Annotated in this window: 18 protein-coding genes and 1 pseudogene; 11 read left to right on the plus strand and 8 right to left on the minus strand. The window is 72.0% G+C overall.

Going from position 1 to position 16153, the window contains the following annotated elements:
• The first annotated feature begins 62 nt into the window (after positions 1 to 62).
• The 4 genes from ACZ6B1_RS25785 to ACZ6B1_RS25800 all read left to right on the plus strand — a co-directional run bounded on the left by ACZ6B1_RS25785 (position 63) and on the right by ACZ6B1_RS25800 (position 3699).
• On the plus strand, positions 63 to 830 hold the full coding sequence (locus tag ACZ6B1_RS25785) for an enoyl-CoA hydratase/isomerase family protein (protein WP_468782141.1): 768 nt from the start codon (positions 63 to 65) through the stop codon (positions 828 to 830).
• Positions 831 to 1012: 182 nt separating this feature from the next.
• Entirely contained in the window at positions 1013 to 1633 is a 621-nt protein-coding gene (locus ACZ6B1_RS25790; protein WP_468782143.1) for an ATP-binding protein, read from the plus strand.
• A 93-nt stretch (positions 1634 to 1726) separates the two neighbouring features.
• Entirely contained in the window at positions 1727 to 2515 is a 789-nt protein-coding gene (locus ACZ6B1_RS25795; protein ID WP_468782145.1) for a polysaccharide deacetylase family protein, read from the plus strand.
• The gene (locus tag ACZ6B1_RS25800) at positions 2515 to 3699 is read left to right on the plus strand and encodes a YVTN family beta-propeller repeat protein (RefSeq protein ID WP_468782147.1); all 1185 of its coding nucleotides are present in this window, start codon (positions 2515 to 2517) and stop codon (positions 3697 to 3699) included. Before ACZ6B1_RS25795 ends, ACZ6B1_RS25800 begins: the two co-directional genes overlap by 1 nt.
• 12 nt (positions 3700 to 3711) lie before the next feature.
• On the opposite strand, the gene ACZ6B1_RS25805 is transcribed toward ACZ6B1_RS25800, so the two are convergent.
• Entirely contained in the window at positions 3712 to 4344 is a 633-nt protein-coding gene (locus tag ACZ6B1_RS25805; protein ID WP_468782149.1) for a GNAT family N-acetyltransferase, read from the minus strand.
• Positions 4345 to 4393: 49 nt separating this feature from the next.
• Here ACZ6B1_RS25805 and ACZ6B1_RS25810 point away from each other — a divergent pair.
• From ACZ6B1_RS25810 to ACZ6B1_RS25820, 3 genes and pseudogenes are all read left to right on the plus strand, one after another.
• A pseudogene (locus tag ACZ6B1_RS25810) lies at positions 4394 to 4672 on the plus strand (helix-turn-helix domain-containing protein); the annotation flags it as partial.
• A 187-nt stretch (positions 4673 to 4859) separates the two neighbouring features.
• A complete protein-coding gene (locus ACZ6B1_RS25815) occupies positions 4860 to 5072 on the plus strand; it encodes an EF-hand domain-containing protein (RefSeq protein WP_468782573.1) in 213 nt (70 codons plus the stop codon).
• A 151-nt stretch (positions 5073 to 5223) separates the two neighbouring features.
• Complete coding sequence (locus tag ACZ6B1_RS25820) at positions 5224 to 5910, plus strand: NADPH-dependent F420 reductase (protein ID WP_468782151.1); 687 nt, start codon at positions 5224 to 5226, stop codon at positions 5908 to 5910.
• 13 nt (positions 5911 to 5923) lie between these two features.
• Here the strand turns inward: ACZ6B1_RS25820 and ACZ6B1_RS25825 are convergent, their stop codons facing one another.
• The 3 genes from ACZ6B1_RS25825 to ACZ6B1_RS25835 form a co-directional block, all read right to left on the minus strand.
• Complete coding sequence (locus ACZ6B1_RS25825; protein ID WP_445053783.1) at positions 5924 to 6478, minus strand: GH25 family lysozyme; 555 nt, start codon at positions 6476 to 6478, stop codon at positions 5924 to 5926.
• Positions 6479 to 6616: 138 nt separating this feature from the next.
• Positions 6617 to 7648 carry a phosphatidylinositol-specific phospholipase C domain-containing protein gene (locus ACZ6B1_RS25830; protein WP_468782154.1) on the minus strand — a complete coding sequence of 344 codons (1032 nt, stop codon included), beginning with the start codon at positions 7646 to 7648 and terminating at the stop codon, positions 6617 to 6619.
• Between the two features lie 165 nt (positions 7649 to 7813).
• Positions 7814 to 8830 carry a helix-turn-helix transcriptional regulator gene (locus ACZ6B1_RS25835; protein ID WP_468782156.1) on the minus strand — a complete coding sequence of 339 codons (1017 nt, stop codon included), beginning with the start codon at positions 8828 to 8830 and terminating at the stop codon, positions 7814 to 7816.
• A gap of 396 nt (positions 8831 to 9226) precedes the next feature.
• On the opposite strand from ACZ6B1_RS25835, the gene ACZ6B1_RS25840 reads away from it, so the two are divergent.
• A complete protein-coding gene (locus ACZ6B1_RS25840; RefSeq protein WP_468782158.1) occupies positions 9227 to 10987 on the plus strand; it encodes a M28 family peptidase in 1761 nt (586 codons plus the stop codon).
• Between the two features lie 64 nt (positions 10988 to 11051).
• Here ACZ6B1_RS25840 and ACZ6B1_RS25845 read toward each other — a convergent pair whose 3' ends face one another.
• The 4 genes from ACZ6B1_RS25845 to ACZ6B1_RS25860 are packed head-to-tail and all read right to left on the minus strand — an operon-like array spanning position 11052 to position 13084.
• Complete coding sequence (locus tag ACZ6B1_RS25845) at positions 11052 to 11288, minus strand: hypothetical protein (protein WP_468782160.1); 237 nt, start codon at positions 11286 to 11288, stop codon at positions 11052 to 11054.
• 3 nt (positions 11289 to 11291) lie between these two features.
• Positions 11292 to 11516: an MbtH family protein gene (locus ACZ6B1_RS25850; RefSeq protein WP_468782162.1), complete on the minus strand. Its 225-nt coding sequence runs from the start codon at positions 11514 to 11516 to the stop codon at positions 11292 to 11294.
• Between the two features lie 60 nt (positions 11517 to 11576).
• Entirely contained in the window at positions 11577 to 12290 is a 714-nt protein-coding gene (locus ACZ6B1_RS25855; protein WP_468782164.1) for a tryptophan 2,3-dioxygenase family protein, read from the minus strand.
• Positions 12291 to 12292: 2 nt separating this feature from the next.
• Positions 12293 to 13084, minus strand: a complete 792-nt coding sequence (locus ACZ6B1_RS25860) for a thioesterase II family protein (protein ID WP_468782166.1) — start codon at positions 13082 to 13084, stop codon at positions 12293 to 12295.
• Between the two features lie 217 nt (positions 13085 to 13301).
• Between ACZ6B1_RS25860 and ACZ6B1_RS25865 the strand changes: the two genes are divergently transcribed.
• The 3 genes from ACZ6B1_RS25865 to ACZ6B1_RS25875 are packed head-to-tail and all read left to right on the plus strand — an operon-like array spanning position 13302 to position 16122.
• On the plus strand, positions 13302 to 14552 hold the full coding sequence (locus ACZ6B1_RS25865; RefSeq protein WP_468782168.1) for a cytochrome P450: 1251 nt from the start codon (positions 13302 to 13304) through the stop codon (positions 14550 to 14552).
• Positions 14543 to 14779, plus strand: coding sequence for a ferredoxin (locus ACZ6B1_RS25870; protein WP_468782170.1), 237 nt, complete (start codon positions 14543 to 14545; stop codon positions 14777 to 14779). The genes ACZ6B1_RS25865 and ACZ6B1_RS25870 overlap by 10 nt, the downstream gene beginning before the upstream one ends.
• Before the next feature lie 14 nt (positions 14780 to 14793).
• Positions 14794 to 16122 carry a cation:proton antiporter gene (locus tag ACZ6B1_RS25875; protein ID WP_468782172.1) on the plus strand — a complete coding sequence of 443 codons (1329 nt, stop codon included), beginning with the start codon at positions 14794 to 14796 and terminating at the stop codon, positions 16120 to 16122.
• The last annotated feature ends 31 nt before the right edge of the window (positions 16123 to 16153 follow it).

Here is a 16153-nt window from a genome sequence, read left to right on the forward strand (position 1 = left end):
CCGGCCGGTTGTGACGGACGGCACCGCGGCGACGGCCGTTAGTCCCCGTTAACCTGCTCGGCATGACCGTGAATCTCGAAGTCGCCGAAGGTGTCGGAACGATCCGCCTGGACCGGCCGCCGATGAACGCGCTGGACGTGGCCACGCAGGACCGGCTGAAGGAGCTCGCCGAGGAGGCCACGCGCCGCGAGGACGTGCGTGCCGTGGTGATCTACGGCGGCGAGCGGGTGTTCGCGGCGGGCGCGGACATCAAGGAGATGCAGGACATGGACCACACCGCGATGGTCCTGCGCGCCCGCGCCCTGCAGGACTCCTTCACCGCCGTCGCCCGCATCCCCAAGCCCGTCGTCGCGGCCATCACCGGCTACGCGCTCGGCGGCGGCTGTGAACTGGCACTCTGCGCCGACTTCCGCATCGCCGCTGACAACGCCAAGCTGGGCCAGCCCGAGATCCTGCTCGGCCTGATCCCGGGCGCCGGTGGCACCCAGCGGCTGCCCCGGCTGGTCGGCCCCTCCAAGGCGAAGGACCTGATCTTCACCGGCCGCCAGGTCAAGGCCGACGAGGCGCTCGCCATCGGCCTGGTGGACCGGGTCGTCCCGGCCGCCGAGGTGTACGAGCAGGCGCACGCGTGGGCGGCGAGGCTCGCGCAGGGGCCGGCGATCGCGCTGCGCGCGGCCAAGGAGTCCGTCGACACCGGTCTGGAGACCGACATCGACACCGGTCTCGCCGTCGAACGCAACTGGTTCGCGGGCCTGTTCGCCACCGAGGACCGCGAGCGCGGCATGCGCAGCTTCGTGGAGGAGGGGCCGGGCAAGGCCAAGTTCCTGTGACCCCGGAAGTGTGAACTCCCGCACACCTGCTTGCAATTGACGCGTTGTCTGATCCGGGTCCCTCGATGGGGCGGTTTATGGGAGCCTTAACTCAACCTTAAGCCTGCCTCGTCGAGGGAGCCTGACGATTGCCCGGAAGTGAGTCGTCTCCGCAGGTCGGACGGGCTGGCGTCGACCCTGCAATGCCTTCGGCATATGCCGGAGGGCTGGAGCGGGGCGGGAGCGCGCGGGGGGCGTATTCCTCGGGAACGCCCACAGAGACGCCTCCGGACGGCCATCATGGGGGCATGGCGGGGCTGGAGGGCATCGGACAGCCGCGGGGACACAGCCGTGCGGCCGCGGCGCGCTGGTCGCCCGCGGTCGAGGACGAACGGGCGCTCAAGGCGCTCGAACTGTTCGGCAACCCGACGGAGGCGGAGGTGCCGCTGCCGTCCCGCCCGGAGTCCGCGGCCACCGCGCGCCGGCTGGCCCAGGTCGTCGTCCTGCGGCACTGGGGGCTCACTCCCAAGATGACCGAGGATACGGTCCTGCTCGTCTCCGAACTCGTCGGCAACGCCGTACGGCACACCGGGGCCCGGGTCTTCGGGCTGCGGATGCGCCGGCGTCGCGGCTGGATCCGGGTGGAGGTCCGTGACCCCTCCCGCGGACTGCCCTGTCTGATGCCGGTTCAGGAGATGGACGTCAGCGGCCGCGGCCTGTTCCTGGTGGACAAACTCGCCGACCGCTGGGGCGTGGACCTGCTGCCGCGCGGCAAGACCACGTGGTTCGAGATGCGCGTCGCCGAGCGCGAACCCGGCCGCTGAAGCTGCCGCGGCCGCCCCCCCGGCCGGGCGGGGCGACCCGACATCCTCCTCCGATCGGGCCAATCGGGCGTTTTCTTACCCTTCGCCCCTTAAATGGTGCGGGTGACCACGACCAACCGTCGCGAGGTGCTGCGTGCGGGCGCCGGGCTCGTCGCCGGGGGCGCGTTCGCCGCCGGTTGCGCGGGCACCGCGGCCGAACCGAGCGCCACCGCGTCCGCCCGCGCGGCCGGCCACCCCGCGGCCACCTCCCGCAGCGCCCCCGCCCCCCGCTCCTATCCCGGGCAGCCCGCCCAGATCACCCATGGCCCGCGCACCCGCCCCCGGGTCGCCCTCACCTTCCACGGGCAGGGCGACCCGGACCTCGCCACCTCCCTGCTCGGCACGGCCGAACGGCACGGTGCCCGGCTGACCGTGCTGGCCGTCGGCACCTGGCTGGACGAGCACCCGGACCTCGCCCGCCGCATCCTCGACGGCGGCCACGACCTCGGCAACCACACCCAGCGGCACGTCGCCGTCAACGCCATGTCACCGGCCGCCGCCCGCAAGGAGATCACCGACTGCGCGGACCGGCTCGAGCGGCTCACCGGATCCATCGGCACCTGGTTCCGGCCCTCCCGTTCCCCGACCGCCTCCCCGGAGGTCGCCGCACTGGCCCGCGCCGCGGGCTACCCGCACGTGCTGTCGTACGACGTCGACTCGCTCGACTACACCCGGCCCGGCGCCGACGCCATCACCCGCAAGGTCGCGGCCGAGGTACGCCCCGGCTCGGTGGTGAGCCTGCACTTCGGCTACCCCGGCACGGTCACCGCCCTCCCCGCCGTACTCCACGATCTCGACCGCCGCGGACTGCGCGCGGTCACCACCACGGAGCTGCTGAGCTGATGCGAACCACGAAAGCCGCCCGCCTCCTGGCCGCCGGAGCCACCCTCACCGCCCTGACCCTGCTGTCCGCGTGCGGCGGCTCCCAGCACCGCGAGAACGAGGCCATCGCCAGCAAGGCGCCGGTCCAACCGCAGGCGAGGAAGCCACAGGTGGACGTGCTGCCGGGGATGCCACCGGTCGAGGACCCCACCGACCTCTACGCCGCCGACCGCCCGGGCAGGCTCTCCCCGGTGGTCGAGGGCTTCCCCGCCCGGGTCTACGTCCCCAACACCAACTCCGACACCGTCACGGTCATCGACCCGAAGACGTACAAGATCATCGAGACGATCCCGGTGGGCCGTCAGCCGCAGCACGTCGTGCCCTCCTGGGACCTGAGGACGCTGTGGGTCAACAACGACCTCGGCAACTCCCTCACCCCCATCGACCCGAGGACCGGCAAGGCCGGCAAGCCGGTCGACGTGCACGACCCGTACAACCTGTACTTCACGCCCGACGGCAAGTACGCCGTCGTCATGGCCTCCAAGGACCGCCGCCTGGTCTTCCGCGACGCGCACACCATGAAGGAGGTCAAGGCCGTCCCGGTCGAGTGCGCCGGCGTCAACCACGCCGACTTCTCCATCGACGGCCGCTACTTCATCGTCTCCTGCGAGTTCAGCGGCGAACTGCTCAAGGTCGACACCGCGAGGATGGAGGTCGTCGGCCGGCAGAAGCTGGAAATGCACGGCGCCATGCCGCAGGACGTGAAGATCTCGCCCGACGGAAAGCGGTTCTACATCGCCGACATGGTGGCCAACGGCCTGTGGATCCTGGACGGCGACACCTTCGGCAGACCGAAGTTCCTCGCCACTGGCAAGGGCACGCACGGTCTGTACGTCAGCCGCGACTCCCGCGAGATGTACGTCTCCAACCGCGGCGAGGGCTCCATCTCCGTCTTCGACTTCACCCAGAACCGGCTCACCAGGAAGTGGCACCTGCCCGGCGGCGGCAGCCCCGACATGGGCGGGGTCTCGGCCGACGGCAAGGTGCTGTGGCTCTCCGGCCGCTACAACGCCGAGGTGTACGCCATCGACACCCGCACCGGCACCGAACTGGCCCGCATCAAGGTCGGCAGCGGCCCGCACGGACTCGCCGTCTACCCCCAGCCGGGCCGCTACTCCCTCGGCCACACCGGCGTCTTCCGCTGAGCCGGCAGCCGCTCAGGGAGCCAGCAGCAGCGCCTCCGCGCCCACCACGCGATAGCCGGCCGCCTGGAACGCCCGCATGCTGCGGGCGTTCCCCGGCGCCGTCTGCGCCCACAGCGGCTCCGCCGCCAGGTGCCGGGCCGCCGTCACCAGGGCCCGGCCCAGCCCCCGGTGCCGCGCGCCCTCGTCCACCTCGACACTCACCTCCAGCCTTCCGCCCACCCCGCGCCCCATGACCAGCACCCCGCCGTCCGCCGTCCACGCCCGTACCTCGTCGCGCCGGCGGCGGGCGTAGGCGATGCGCGGGTGGCCGGGGTCCTCGATCCCGGTCAGCGCGAGCGGCGGCGTGCCGGGCAAGGGCGATCCGACCAGCAGCGCGTCGACGGTCTCGGCCCGGCGCCCGGTACGGGCCAGGAGAGCGGCGAGGAAGACGGGGTTCAGCGCCGCGGACAGCGGATCGCAGTCCACCGCGTCCAGCGTCTCGCGCACCCACCGCGGATCCTCGTCCGTGAAGACGACGGAGTGCGCGGTGAAGGCCAGCACCCCCGCGTCGCGCGCGCCGTGCTGCGGCACGATCGTCGTACGGCCGTCGGCCGGCGGGAACACCCCGCGCGCCACCGCGTCCAGTATGTCCCGCAGGGTCTCCAACCCACCGCTCCTTGAGTCTCCACCGACTGGAAGGCCCAGACTCGCAGACGTGATCGACGACGGCACCGGACTTCTCACCATCGGTGAGCTGGCGCGGGCCACCGGCCCCTCGGTTCGCACCATCCGCTACTGGTCCGACGAGGGTGTCCTGCCCCCGGTGGCCCGGTCGGCGGGCGGCTACCGGCTCTACGACGCCGCCTCGGCCGCCCGCCTCGAGCTGATCCGCACCCTGCGCGAACTGGGTCTCGGCCTCGAGGACGTGCACCGGGTGCTGGCCGGGGAGCGGACCGTGGCCGAGGTCACGGCCACCCACGTGGCGGCCCTGGACCGCCTCGAGCTGATCCGCACCCTGCGCGAGCTGGGTCTCGGCCTCGACGGAAGGGGGCACCCGTCTCCGCGCACGAGGAGGACTTCGCCTGGGTGGTCGCCGCACTGGAGGCGCACACGGACCGTTAATCTGACCAGCGTCAGTACGCCAGCACGGCATGAGTAACGCGAACATAAGGGGCGGATCGGTGGCGGACATCGAGGAAGCACGCAAGCAGTTCCAGCGGATCGACGCGGACGGTGACGGTTTCATCACCGCGGCGGAGTTCAAGTCCGCCCTCGCCCAGGGGGGTGACTGGAACGTCACCGACACGGTGGCGGAGGCCGTCATCCGGAGCCGCGACCTCAACGGCGACAAGGTCCTGTCGTTCGACGAGTTCTGGGCCTACCTGAGCAAGTGAGGTGCCCGAAGGGGGTGCCGTCCCGCAGCGGGACGGCACCCCCTTCGTCATGGGCTCCACCGGGTCCCGGCCGCCGGCGTACCCCATTCGCCGTACCGGCCGGAATAGCCCGGCGCCGCCCGGGGTTGTCGCCCAGGTCAGAAGCATGCACATGCATGGACTGGGAAGGTCTGTCATGAAGATCGGCATCATCGGCGCGGGCAACATCGGCGGCAATCTGACCCGGCGGCTCACCTCGCTCGGGCATGACGTGGCCGTCGCCAACTCCCGGGGCCCCGAGACCCTGAAGGCCCTGGCCGAGGAGACCGGCGCGACGGCGGTACGGGCGGAGGAGGCCGCCGAGGGCGCCGAGGTCGTCGTGGTCACCGTCCCCCTGAAGGCGGTCCCCGGCCTCCCCTCGGGCCTGCTGTCCGGCGCCGCCGAGGGCGTGGCCGTGATCGACACCGGCAACTACTACCCGCAGCAGCGGGACGGCCGGATCGCCGGGATCGAGGACGAGGGCCTGACCGAGAGCCGCTGGACCGAGCGGCACCTCGGGCACCCCGTGGTCAAGGCGTTCAACGGCACCTATGCCCAGGACATCCTGGAACGCCCTCGCCCGGCCGGTGACCCCGAGCGGATGGCGCTGCCGGTCGCCGGTGACGACGAGGCCGCCAAGCGGATCGTCCGCGGCCTCATCGACGAGCTGGGCTTCGACACGGTCGACGCGGGCGGCATCGACGACTCCTGGCGCCAGCAGCCGGACACCCCGGTCTACGGCCTGCGAGCGGGCGCCGAAGCGGTCCGCGAGGCCCTCGCGGCGGCCTCCCCGGAGCGGCCGGCGGCCTTCCGCGGCTGACCCGCCGGCACCGTCAGGGCGTGGCCCACTTCCGCAGGGCGGCCTTGTCCGCGAAGGCGGCCACGTCCTTGTCGTGGGGCTCGCTGCTGTACTGGTGGAAGCGCCACTTGGCCTTGATGCGGGGGTGGCCGGCGCTCACGTAGTCGGCGATCCACAGGCCGTCGCCGGCGTACGAGGTGTGGTCCTTGTTCAGCCAGTAGTCCCGGTTGGTGTACAGCAGCACCCTGTGGTGCGGGCGCAGTTGCTTCACCGTCCGGATGAACAGGTCCTTCTCCGCGTTGCTCGCGTGATTGCCCTCGCTGGTGGTCTCCCAGTCGACGGCGAGCAGTTCGCCCGCCTTCTCCGGGGCGTGCCGGACGAAGTACTCGGCCTGGGCGGTGATGTGCCCCGGCCACAGGAAGTGGTAGTAACCGACGACCAGACCCGCGTCGCGGCCGTGCTTGGTCTGCGCGGAGAGCCGGGGGTTCACGTACGAACGCCCCTCCGTCGCCTTGATGAAGACGAAGGAGAGGCCGTCCGTGCCGTAGGACGAGGACTGGTACGCGCTCACGTCGATGCCGTGCAGCATGGGGGACCCCCTGGGTGCCGTGGGGTTACAGGAGCTGACTCATATATGCCCCGTCCGCCACGAGAGATCCGTCCCGCGTCCTCAGCTGCCGTCGCTGACCGGGAACTGTCCCTGGGGGCTCTCGCCCGCCGTGCCGGATCAGCCCCGGGTCGTCACCGAGCCCAGTACCGAGGCCGGCTCGGCGGCCCAGTCGGAGGTGATGACGCTGGCGTGGCTCCTGGCCAGCAGGGCGAGCCGGGCGGCCACTTCGGCTTCCGTGGGGTCGGTCGAGGAGATCGCGGGGGACACCCCGTCGGCGCCCGTGGTGATGAGGATGTAGTGGTTCGCGGAGTAGAACGAGGTGTCGTAGCCCTTGTTCACGTAGGTCGCCGCGTCCCCGTCGAAGAACACGAACCACGGCCGGATCGAGGCGTCGTACCGGCCGGTGCGCGGATCCCCGTTCTCGGCGCCCAGTACCGCCGGGAACGCCTGGGCCCGGGAGACCTGTCCGGCCGCGGACAGGTCCCGCAAGTGGTCGCCGTACTCCTCGTCCGTCCAGTAGTGGTCGAACGGGTTGGACTGCTCCACCGTGCCCGGGGTCAGTTCGAACAGGAACTTGCCCTTCATGGCATCCCGGGAGGACCAGGCGTCCGCCCTGGCGGCCGCGTCCAGGGTGGAGTGGGTGGCGCCCAGCAGGTCGGCCGGCCGGAACACGCTGGCGCCGAGCTTGCCCGACACCAGCGTGTCGAACTCGTCCGGGCCCATCCGGGCCCGGTCGTTGAAGCCCATCTTCATCTCCACCTTGAAGACGATCGGCGGGTGATCGGGGTGGAGCCGGTTCCAGGCCGCGATGTTGTCCAGGCAACCGCCGAGATCCTGGTTGCGGCTCTTGCCGTACAGCTCGTCCGGGCTCTTCGCGGCCTCGCAGTTGTTGTCGTTGCCGAGCGGGTTGCTGTGGCTGACCCGCCACCGGTGACTCAGGCTGTCCACGTACACGTCCAGCTCGAGCAGCGAGGCCCCCGAGTCCAGCGCCTGCGCGAAGTACGGGTACTTGTCCTTCTCGTACGCGTTGTGCGTCCCGATCGCCGTGACGTCGGAAAACTTGGGCGCCTCCGCCTCCGCGTGGCCCGCTCCCACCGCCAGCGCCGCGGCGGCCCCGACGGACGCCACCACCCGTCTCACTCCGCGCATCCGCCAACTCCCTTGTCATGCGGTTAAGTTGGCGGAAGCGTAGAAGTGAGCGGTTACCGCGCGGTAGCCCCTGGAGGAACATCATCTCGCGATCGGCAGGCGCGCGGGTGCCCGGCAGCGGCCGACCCGTGCCGTCCCGTGCCATCCCGGGTCGTCGGGTTCCGGTCAGTTCACCAGGCCCAGGCGGGCGGCGGTGCCTCCGGCCTCGAAGCGGCTGGAGGTGCCGAGCTTCTCCATGATCTGGTTCATCAGGCGGCGCAGGGTGCGGTCCGAGCAGGCCAGCCGGCGAGCGATGGTCTCGTCCTTGGCGCCGGTGGCCAGCAGTGCCAGCACCTCGCGTTCCTGCGCGGACAGTTCGCAGCCGGTGCGGCCGCGCCCGGGCCGGCGTTCGGTGTGCGGCCGGGCGAGGTCCCAGGTGTGGGTGAAGACCTTGCAGAAGCACCGCGCGACGGGTGTGCTGTGCAGGATGACGTCGCCGCCCTCCCCCTGGGGCCCGGGCCCCGCCCCGATGATGACGATCGCCCGGTCCAGGATGTTCATGTGCAGCGGCACCGTCGGGACGACCCGCACCTCGGCCCCGGCATCGGCCAGCGCGTTCAGGTAGCGGGCGGGTGCCTGTGAGCGGACGGCCTGCTGGGACGTCAGCATGCGCATCCGGACGCCGTTCGCCGGCATGTCCAGGTCCCCGGCGAGGCTGGAGTCCAGAACCTGCGCGTCGGGGAAGGAGTTGCGCATCGCGAGGAACTCCTCCCGGCTGAGCGCGTCCAGTTCCTCCAGCCGCTTGCGGGTGTGCTCCCGGTCCGTGAAGTACTCGATCTGCACCGCTTCCCGGGCGTCGAACCGCGGGGCCGTCAGCAGGGACAGCACGTCGTCCAGCGCCTCGGCGTCCCGGCCGGCCCTCTCGGCCGTCTCCCGCAGCCGGCGCCCGTACTCCGAGACGATGTGCCGCAAGGCCCGGTCCGGAGTGCTCAGCCGGTCACCGCCGGGGGCGAGGAGCCGCCGGTCGGCGAGCCACCGGGTCAGCTCGGCGGAGATCCCCCGGAGTTCCTCCGGTTCGGCGGTGGCGTCCCGGGTCCCCGACGCCGTGATCCGCTCCACCATGGCCAGGTAGGCCGCCCGTGCCTCGGCGGCGGTCGGCGGCCGGTCGTGCCGGTCGTGCGAAGGGTTCTGCGCCGCGGGCATGCGCGCACGATACGGGCACGTCCCGGGGGAGGCCAGGGACGTCGCGCGGGCGGACCGGCCCGGCGGCCGCACTGGCCGGAAGCGGACGTGCCGGAAACGGACAGGAGCGGACGGACCGTACGGCGGTTAATCTCGTCGCCGCCCGTCCAACTCCTCGTGACCCCCGGTGCGCCTCCCCGATCCACCTGGCACCGGGAGCCGACGAGGAGCCGGCGCGGGCCTCTGGATCCGGCCGGTTCCGCACGGCGAGGCTTGACCTGCCCTTGGCATGCGCATGCTCAATACGGCAGTGCGGGGACCGCCCACCCGGGTCCCCACCCCCACCCGCATCGGCCGGGAGGCGCGGCACCACCACGCCCCGCCTCCCGTTTCCTCCCACCCCACAAAGGAGACACGGTGCCTCGAAGAATCTCCCCGACCGGCCTGTCCCTGACCGGTGTCACCCTGGCCGCCGCACTGGGCCTGGTGGCGCTCCCCGCGAGCGCCGCGCCGGCCCCCGCGGGCACCAGTACCGCGGCCGCTCCGGCCACCCTCACCGCGGCCGCGCCCGACATCGACGTCACCAAGGTCCAGGCGCACCTGACCGAACTGAACGCCATAGCGACCCGCAACGGCGGCAACCGCAGATCGACCACCCAGGGTTACCGCGACTCGGTGGCCTACGTGAAGGGCAAGCTCCAGGCGGCCGGTTACACCGTCACCGAGCAGGCCTGCACCTCCGGCTGCACCAGCGGCGCCGGACCCAACCTGATCGCCGAGTGGCCGCACGGCGACGCGTCGAAGGTGTACATGTTCGGCTCGCACCTCGACAGCGTCTCCGCCGGACCCGGCATCAACGACAACGGCTCCGGCAGCGCCACCCTCCTGGAGGTCGCGCTGAAACTCGCCGAGACCAACCCGTCGATGGCGGCGCGCGTCCGCTTCGGCTGGTGGACGGACGAGGAGCAGGGCCTCAACGGCTCCGACTTCTACGTCCGTTCACTGACCTCCGCCCAGCGCTCGGCGATCAAGGCGTACTACAACTTCGACATGGTCGCCTCGCCCAACGGCGGCTACTTCATCAACCACATCACCTCCGCGGCCGCCGTCCCGATGAAGGCGTACTGGGACTCGCTGAACCTGCAGCCGGAGGAGAACACCGAGGGCGCCGGCCGCTCCGACGACTACTCCTTCGAGAACTACGGCATCCCCACCTCCGGCTACGCCATGGGCGCCAGCGCCCGCAAGACCTCGGCGCAGGCGGCCAAGTGGGGCGGCACGGCGAACGCCGCCTACGACGGCTGCTACCACTCCTCCTGCGACACCACGAGCAACATCAACGCCACCGGGCTGAACCGCAGCGCCGACGGCGTCGCCTACACCCTGTGGACGCAGGCGGTCTCGGCCACCGTCCCGGCCGACGACTTCTCGCTCTCGGCGAGCCCCGCCACGGGCAGCACCGCCCCGGGCACCTCGCTGACCACCACCGTGTCCACCGCCACCACCAACGGCTCCGCCCAGACGGTGAACCTGTCCGCCTCGGGCGCCCCCGCCGGGGTCACGGTCTCCTTCAGCCCGGCCTCGGTGACCTCCGGCGGCTCGTCCACTGCGACGGTGTCCGTCGGCTCCTCCGTGGCGCCGGGCACGTACAACCTCACCATCAGCGGCACCGGTTCCACCACGCACACCGCGCAGTACACGCTGACCGTCACCGGCGCCGGCGGCTGCACGGCCTCGCAGTCGGTCTCCAACGGCGGCTTCGAGAGCGGCACTTCGCCGTGGACCGGGGACACCGGCGCGATCGGCGCCTTCAGCGGCCAGTCCGCGCACTCCGGCACCCGGTACGCGTGGCTGGCGGGTTACGGCTCCACGGCCACCGACACGGTCAGCCAGACGGTGACGATCCCGGCCGGCTGCACCAGGGCGACCCTGAAGTACTGGCTGCACATCGACACCAGGGAGTCGGGCTCCACGGCGTACGACACCTTCCAGGTCAAGGTCAACGGGACCGCGAAGCAGACGTACTCCAACGCCAACGCGGCCACGGGCTACACCGAACGCACGCTGGACCTGAGCCAGTACATCGGTCAGCAGATCACGCTGACCTTCACGGCCACCGAGGACTCCAGCCTCCAGACCAGCTTCGTCGTCGACGACGTCACCCTGACGACCGGCTGATCGCACACCGGGAGAACGACGGGGAGGCGGGTTCCCCTGGCCCGCCTCCTCCTCGCGGGGTATCTCAGGGATCGACGAAGCGGTCCGGGGTGCGGACGTAGTCCGCCGCGCCCATGCAGCCGACGGCTCCCAGCCGGTCGAGGCCGAGGTGGAAGTCCGTCTCGTACGAGAAGGGCGCCAGGTTGACCGCTCCGCCCGCCGAGACCGTGCTCACCGGCGCGATCGGCCGGGGGACCACGCTCCACAGCAGCAGCCGCTCACGCTGCCGCAGGGTCAGGTCCGCCACGTCGATGTCCTGCACGGGTCAGCCGTTCCCGGTGTCCCCGGAGCGGCCCGCGCCGCCGCGCAGGCTCGCGGGGCGCAGGTCGGTCCAGACGCGGTCGACGTACGCCAGGCACTCTTCCAGCCCGCCGGTGAAGCCGGCGTGCGACCAGCCCGCCGGAGGCGGGCCGTCCGCGGGCCAGACCGAGTACTGCCGCTCGTGGTTGATCACGACGTGATGGGGCCGGCCGGTGTGGTCCACAGCCATGAAGGCCGCCTTCCGGTAGGGGGACGGGGTCCCGATGCGATGGTCCCGGCGCGATGGGTGTCACGCGGGGGCGGGATGTGCCGCGTGCAGTGAGCCGCGCAGTCGCCGCAGCTCGGGGAAGGGAAGTGTGATCCGGCGTATCAGGTACTCCTCCCCGGACGTTCCCGCGGTGCCCTGCCCGCCTCCCACCATCTTCGACATCAGACCCAGGTGGGCCACCTTCCAGCGCCAGTAGCCGTTGCCCACGTCGAGCAGCGCCTCGGCGGCCCGGTGCAGGCTGCCGGCGGCGGTGCCGAGGCGGCAGACATCGGTCACCGTGCGTCCCTGCAGGGCGGCGTTGTCGACGAACGCCCGGTACAGCCCGGCTTCGTCCCCGCCGTCGCCGAGCAGCCGGCCCAGCACCCGGAACTGCTCGGACTGCGCTCCGCTGGCCGTGCCGAGGTAGGGCCGGAACTGGACGAAGTGACGCAGCGGGAGGCGTTCGAGGACCAGTACCTGCTCGTGCAGCACACGGAGCAGCTCGGCCGCGCGCTGCAGGAGTTCCACGCCGCTCTCCGCCTGCTCGGCCGGACGGCCCGGAGCGGACAACAGGTCCCGCGCCAGACCGAGATCGGCGATGACCTGCTTGAGCCAGAGCTCGCAGGACTGGTGCGCGACGATGAAGAAGTGCTCGGCCAGGACCACCGTCCGGTCGGCAGTCTCGGGAATCCGGGTCCGCTGGAGCGAGAGCAGCGTGTCCGTATGGAGGTAGGAGGAGTAGCTCAGCTCGGCCATGGTCAGCTCCGTGTCAGTGGGTCCGTGTCGTTGAGTCCGGTCCCGGTCGCGCCGTCGAGGAAGGCGACGACATCGGCGAGCAGGGGTCCGGCGTCCTGGAACGGGTGGAAGTGGTGCCCCTCCCGTTCGAGCAGGCTGAACGTCCCGGTGGTGACGGCGGCCCAGCCGGTCAGCCGGGCGCCGTCCACGAGCGGGTCCCGGACACCGTGGTAGCAGCGGACGGGGCAGGACAGCGGGACGGCCCGCGGCTCCGGCCGGTAGTGCTCGTGCGCCGTGATGTCCGCGCGCAGCACGGGAAGCACCGCCTCCACCAGTTCCGGGTGCTCGGCCACGGCCGGATCGACCCCGCCCAGCGAGCGGATCAGCGCCCACAGCTCGTCGTCGGCGAGCTGTGCGGCGGGCCTGCGGACCCTCGCCCCGGGCGGTGGACAGCTGGACGCCAGCAGACCGGCGGGCGGGCGGCCCAGGAGGCTCAGGGTCTGGGCGGCCTCGTAGGCGACCAGGGCCCCGAGGCTGTGCCCGAACAGCACGGTGGGCAGGGGCCGCAGGCGCAGCAGTTCGGAAGCGAGCTCCGAGGCGAGCGTGCGCACGTCGGCCGAGAGCGGCTCGCCGAAGCGGTCGCCGTGACCCGGGTACTGTGCGGCCAGCAGCTCGACGGCCGGCGGCAGTCCGTCCGCCCACGCCCCGTATCCGGCCGTGGTGCCGCCGGAGTGCGGGAGGCAGACAAGTCGCACGGTGGACGCGGACACCCGGGTCAGTGTCCGCAGGCAGTGGTCCCGACGAGTACGAAGCATGCTGCGCTCCTCCGCTTCGGATGTGTTCGGAACCTCTCACGGCCCCAGGGGCCGGCGGCGCAATCTTTCGTCTCTCCGTCACCGTCCGGACCGCGCGCGAAAGACTTCTGAAACAACTGGCGCGGGCTGCCGGGCCCTCTGTGATGATCCGGCGTACCGGAGCCGGTTCCGGCACCGCGAGCACTGCCTTACCAGCCTTCAGTGGGGATTGCGGACGATGAGCCGAACAGCGGTCGCCTCGCTCGATCTGACCGACTCACGCACCTTCTCGGAGCACGATCCGATCGAGGTCTTCGCCGAAGTACGCGCGACCGAACCGGTGTACTGGCATCCCGCCTCGGACCGCCGGCCCGGCTTCTGGGTGGTGACGAGGTACGACGACGTCGTCGCCTGCTACGGCGCGTCGGGTGCCCTGGCCTCGGGCCGGGGCACCGTCCTCGACGTGCTGTTGCGCGGCGACGACTCGGCCGGCGGCAGGATGCTGGCCGTCACGGACCGGCCCCGCCACCGGGAACTGCGGGCGCTGCTGTGGCGGGCCCTGTCGCCGAAGGTGCTCGGCTCCGTGGCCCGGCAGGTGGAGCGGCGCACCGCCGCCCTCGTCGAACGCGCCGCCGGGACCGGCACATTCGACTTCGCCACCGAGGTCGCCGAACACGTGCCGATGCACACGATCTGCGATCTGCTGTCCGTGCCCGAGGGGGACCGGGCCGAGCTGCTCGGGTGGAGCAAGGGAGCACTGACCGGGGCGGACGAACTCGACGCCCTCGAATCGCGCAACGAACTCGTCCTGTACTTCATGGATCTGGCGGCACGGCGGCGCGCCCACCCGGGCGACGACGTGGTCAGCTCGATCGCCACCGGGCTGGTGGACGGCCGTCCCCTGAGCCTGGAAGAGGTCGCCCTGAACTGCTACAGCCTGATCATCGGCGGCGACGAGTCCTCGCGCGTGTCCGCCGTCAGCACGGTCAAGGCCCTCGCCGAGCATCCCGCGCAGTGGGAGGCCTTGCGTGCCGGCCGGGTCGACCTGGACACCGCCGTGGAAGAGGCGCTGCGCTGGGCGACCCCCTCCTTCCACTTCGCGCGGACCGCCGTCCGCGACCAGGTCGTCGCGGACCGGCGGGTACGGGCGGGAGACATCGTGTCGCTGTGGAACATCTCGGCCAACAACGATGAGCAGGCCTTCGCGCGGCCGCGCTCCTTCGATCTGTCCCGGTCCCCGAACAGGCACGTAGCTCTCGGCCACGGGCCCCACTACTGCCTCGGGGCCTTCCTGGGCCGGGCCGAACTGCGCGCGCTGCTGCACGTGCTCTCCACGACGGTCCGCGACGTCGAGGTCACCGGGACGCCGACCCGGATCCGGTCCAACTTTCTCAACGGATACAGCTCACTGCCGGTCCGTCTGCTGCCGGTACGACGGCCCGGCGGAGGGACCGAACGCGAACCGAGCGGAGGAACGACATGCGTGTGACGACCGACCAGCGGCGCTGCATCGGCTCAGGGATGTGCGTCCTCGCCGTGGACGAGGTGTTCGACCAGCGGGCGGAGGACGGGGCGGTGCGGCTGCTCCGGCAGGACGTGCCGAGCGCGCTGCGATACCGGGTACGCCATGCCGCCCGTGTCTGTCCCTCGCGGGCGATCACCGTCCAGGAGGAGACCGGCACCGTTCGCCCGCCGGGTCCGCGGGCCACTTCCTAGCGGAGGAGCGCGTCATGCCGCCCGTCACCGCCCCGCCGCTGGGCGGGCACGCCCTGCTGGTCCTGCTGGTCCAGGCGTCCTCGCTGCTCGGCGCCGCGCTGCTGCTCGGCCGTCTCGCCGGCCGACTGCGACTCCCGGCCGTCTCGGGTGAGTTGACGGCCGGCGTGCTGCTCGGCCCGTCGGTGCTCGGCGTGCTCCTGCCCGGATTCCACCACTGGCTCCGGACGGCGCAGGCGCCCCAGGCCCATCTGCTCGACGCGATCGGCCAGTTCGGGGTGATCCTCCTGGTGGGCACGACCGCGCTGGAGATCGACCCCGTGCTGGTCCGCCGCACCGGACGGACGTCGCTCACCGTGGGGCTGTTCGGTCTGCTGATCCCCCTGGGGCTCGGCTGCGCGGCGGGCTTCCTGGCGCCCGCCGCGCTGCTGCCGGACGGCCGCGGGCGGGGCCTGTTCGCCTTCTTCGTCGGGGTGGCCATGTGCGTGAGCGCCCTGCCGGTGATCGCCAAGATGCTGACGGACATGGGCCTGCTGCACCGGGACATCGCACAGCTGACCATCGCCGTCGGTGTGGTGGACGACGTCGCCGGGTGGATGCTGCTGTCCGTGGCCGCGGCGACGGCACAGACCGGGCTCGCCCTCGGCGCGGTCGTCGGGCCGGTGGGCATGCTGCTGCTGATCACGGCCGGCTCCGTGGTCCTCGGCAGGCCGGCGATCCGGTGGCTGATGGGCCGGGCACGGACCCCGCAGGCCGTGGTGGGCACGGCGACCGTGGTGATCACCGGCTGCGCGGCGGCCACGCAGGCCGCCGGTCTGGAGGCGTCGTTCGGTGCCCTGATCGGCGGGCTGCTGGCCGGCTCCGCCGGAGCGGCGGCGCACAGGTCACTGGCGCCCCTGCGCTCCGTCACCCTCGCGGTCCTCGCACCGCTCTACTTCGCCGAGGCGGGCCTGCGCATGGACCTGTCCGCGCTGGGCACCCCGGCGATCGCGTTCGCGGCGCTCGGCGCACTCGTCGTGGCGACCGCCGGAAAGTTCGCCGGGGCCCTGCTCGGCGCCCGCGTCGCCCGGCTCGACCGCCGTGCCGCCCTGGTGCTCGGCGCCGGGACGAACGCGCGCGGCGCCATCCAGATCATCGTGGCCGGGATCGGGCTCCGGCTGGGGGTGCTGAACACCGCCTCGTACACCGTCGTGGTGCTCGTCGCGATCTGCACCTCGCTGATGGCTCCGCCGGTGCTCCGCCGCGCCGTGCGGCGCATCGAGGTCAACGACGCGGAACGCGCCCGCCTGCGCCGCGGCAGGGATCTGACGGGCGTCCCGGCGTCACCGGCCGCCGCGGACGGCTAGACCCTGGAGCCCGACGCGGAAGTCCCGTCCG

The sequence above is a fragment of the Streptomyces sp. NPDC041129 genome (assembly GCF_055592265.1).

What these genes read in the sequence shown, in the direction of transcription:
- ACZ6B1_RS25855 (WP_468782164.1), bottom strand. Translation starts at nt 12,290, where the DNA reads ATGGCCGAGCTGAGCTACTCCTCCTACCTCCATACGGACACGCTGCTC.
- ACZ6B1_RS25875 (WP_468782172.1), top strand. Translation starts at nt 14,794, where the DNA reads ATGCCGCCCGTCACCGCCCCGCCGCTGGGCGGGCACGCCCTGCTGGTC.
- ACZ6B1_RS25860 (WP_468782166.1), bottom strand. Translation starts at nt 13,084, where the DNA reads ATGCTTCGTACTCGTCGGGACCACTGCCTGCGGACACTGACCCGGGTG.
- ACZ6B1_RS25820 (WP_468782151.1), top strand. Translation starts at nt 5,224, where the DNA reads ATGCATGGACTGGGAAGGTCTGTCATGAAGATCGGCATCATCGGCGCG.
- ACZ6B1_RS25850 (WP_468782162.1), bottom strand. Translation starts at nt 11,516, where the DNA reads ATGGCTGTGGACCACACCGGCCGGCCCCATCACGTCGTGATCAACCAC.
- ACZ6B1_RS25800 (WP_468782147.1), top strand. Translation starts at nt 2,515, where the DNA reads ATGCGAACCACGAAAGCCGCCCGCCTCCTGGCCGCCGGAGCCACCCTC.
- ACZ6B1_RS25785 (WP_468782141.1), top strand. Translation starts at nt 63, where the DNA reads ATGACCGTGAATCTCGAAGTCGCCGAAGGTGTCGGAACGATCCGCCTG.
- ACZ6B1_RS25865 (WP_468782168.1), top strand. Translation starts at nt 13,302, where the DNA reads ATGAGCCGAACAGCGGTCGCCTCGCTCGATCTGACCGACTCACGCACC.
- ACZ6B1_RS25870 (WP_468782170.1), top strand. Translation starts at nt 14,543, where the DNA reads ATGCGTGTGACGACCGACCAGCGGCGCTGCATCGGCTCAGGGATGTGC.
- ACZ6B1_RS25825 (WP_445053783.1), bottom strand. Translation starts at nt 6,478, where the DNA reads ATGCTGCACGGCATCGACGTGAGCGCGTACCAGTCCTCGTCCTACGGC.
- ACZ6B1_RS25835 (WP_468782156.1), bottom strand. Translation starts at nt 8,830, where the DNA reads ATGCCCGCGGCGCAGAACCCTTCGCACGACCGGCACGACCGGCCGCCG.
- ACZ6B1_RS25795 (WP_468782145.1), top strand. Translation starts at nt 1,727, where the DNA reads ATGGTGCGGGTGACCACGACCAACCGTCGCGAGGTGCTGCGTGCGGGC.
- ACZ6B1_RS25830 (WP_468782154.1), bottom strand. Translation starts at nt 7,648, where the DNA reads ATGCGCGGAGTGAGACGGGTGGTGGCGTCCGTCGGGGCCGCCGCGGCG.
- ACZ6B1_RS25790 (WP_468782143.1), top strand. Translation starts at nt 1,013, where the DNA reads ATGCCTTCGGCATATGCCGGAGGGCTGGAGCGGGGCGGGAGCGCGCGG.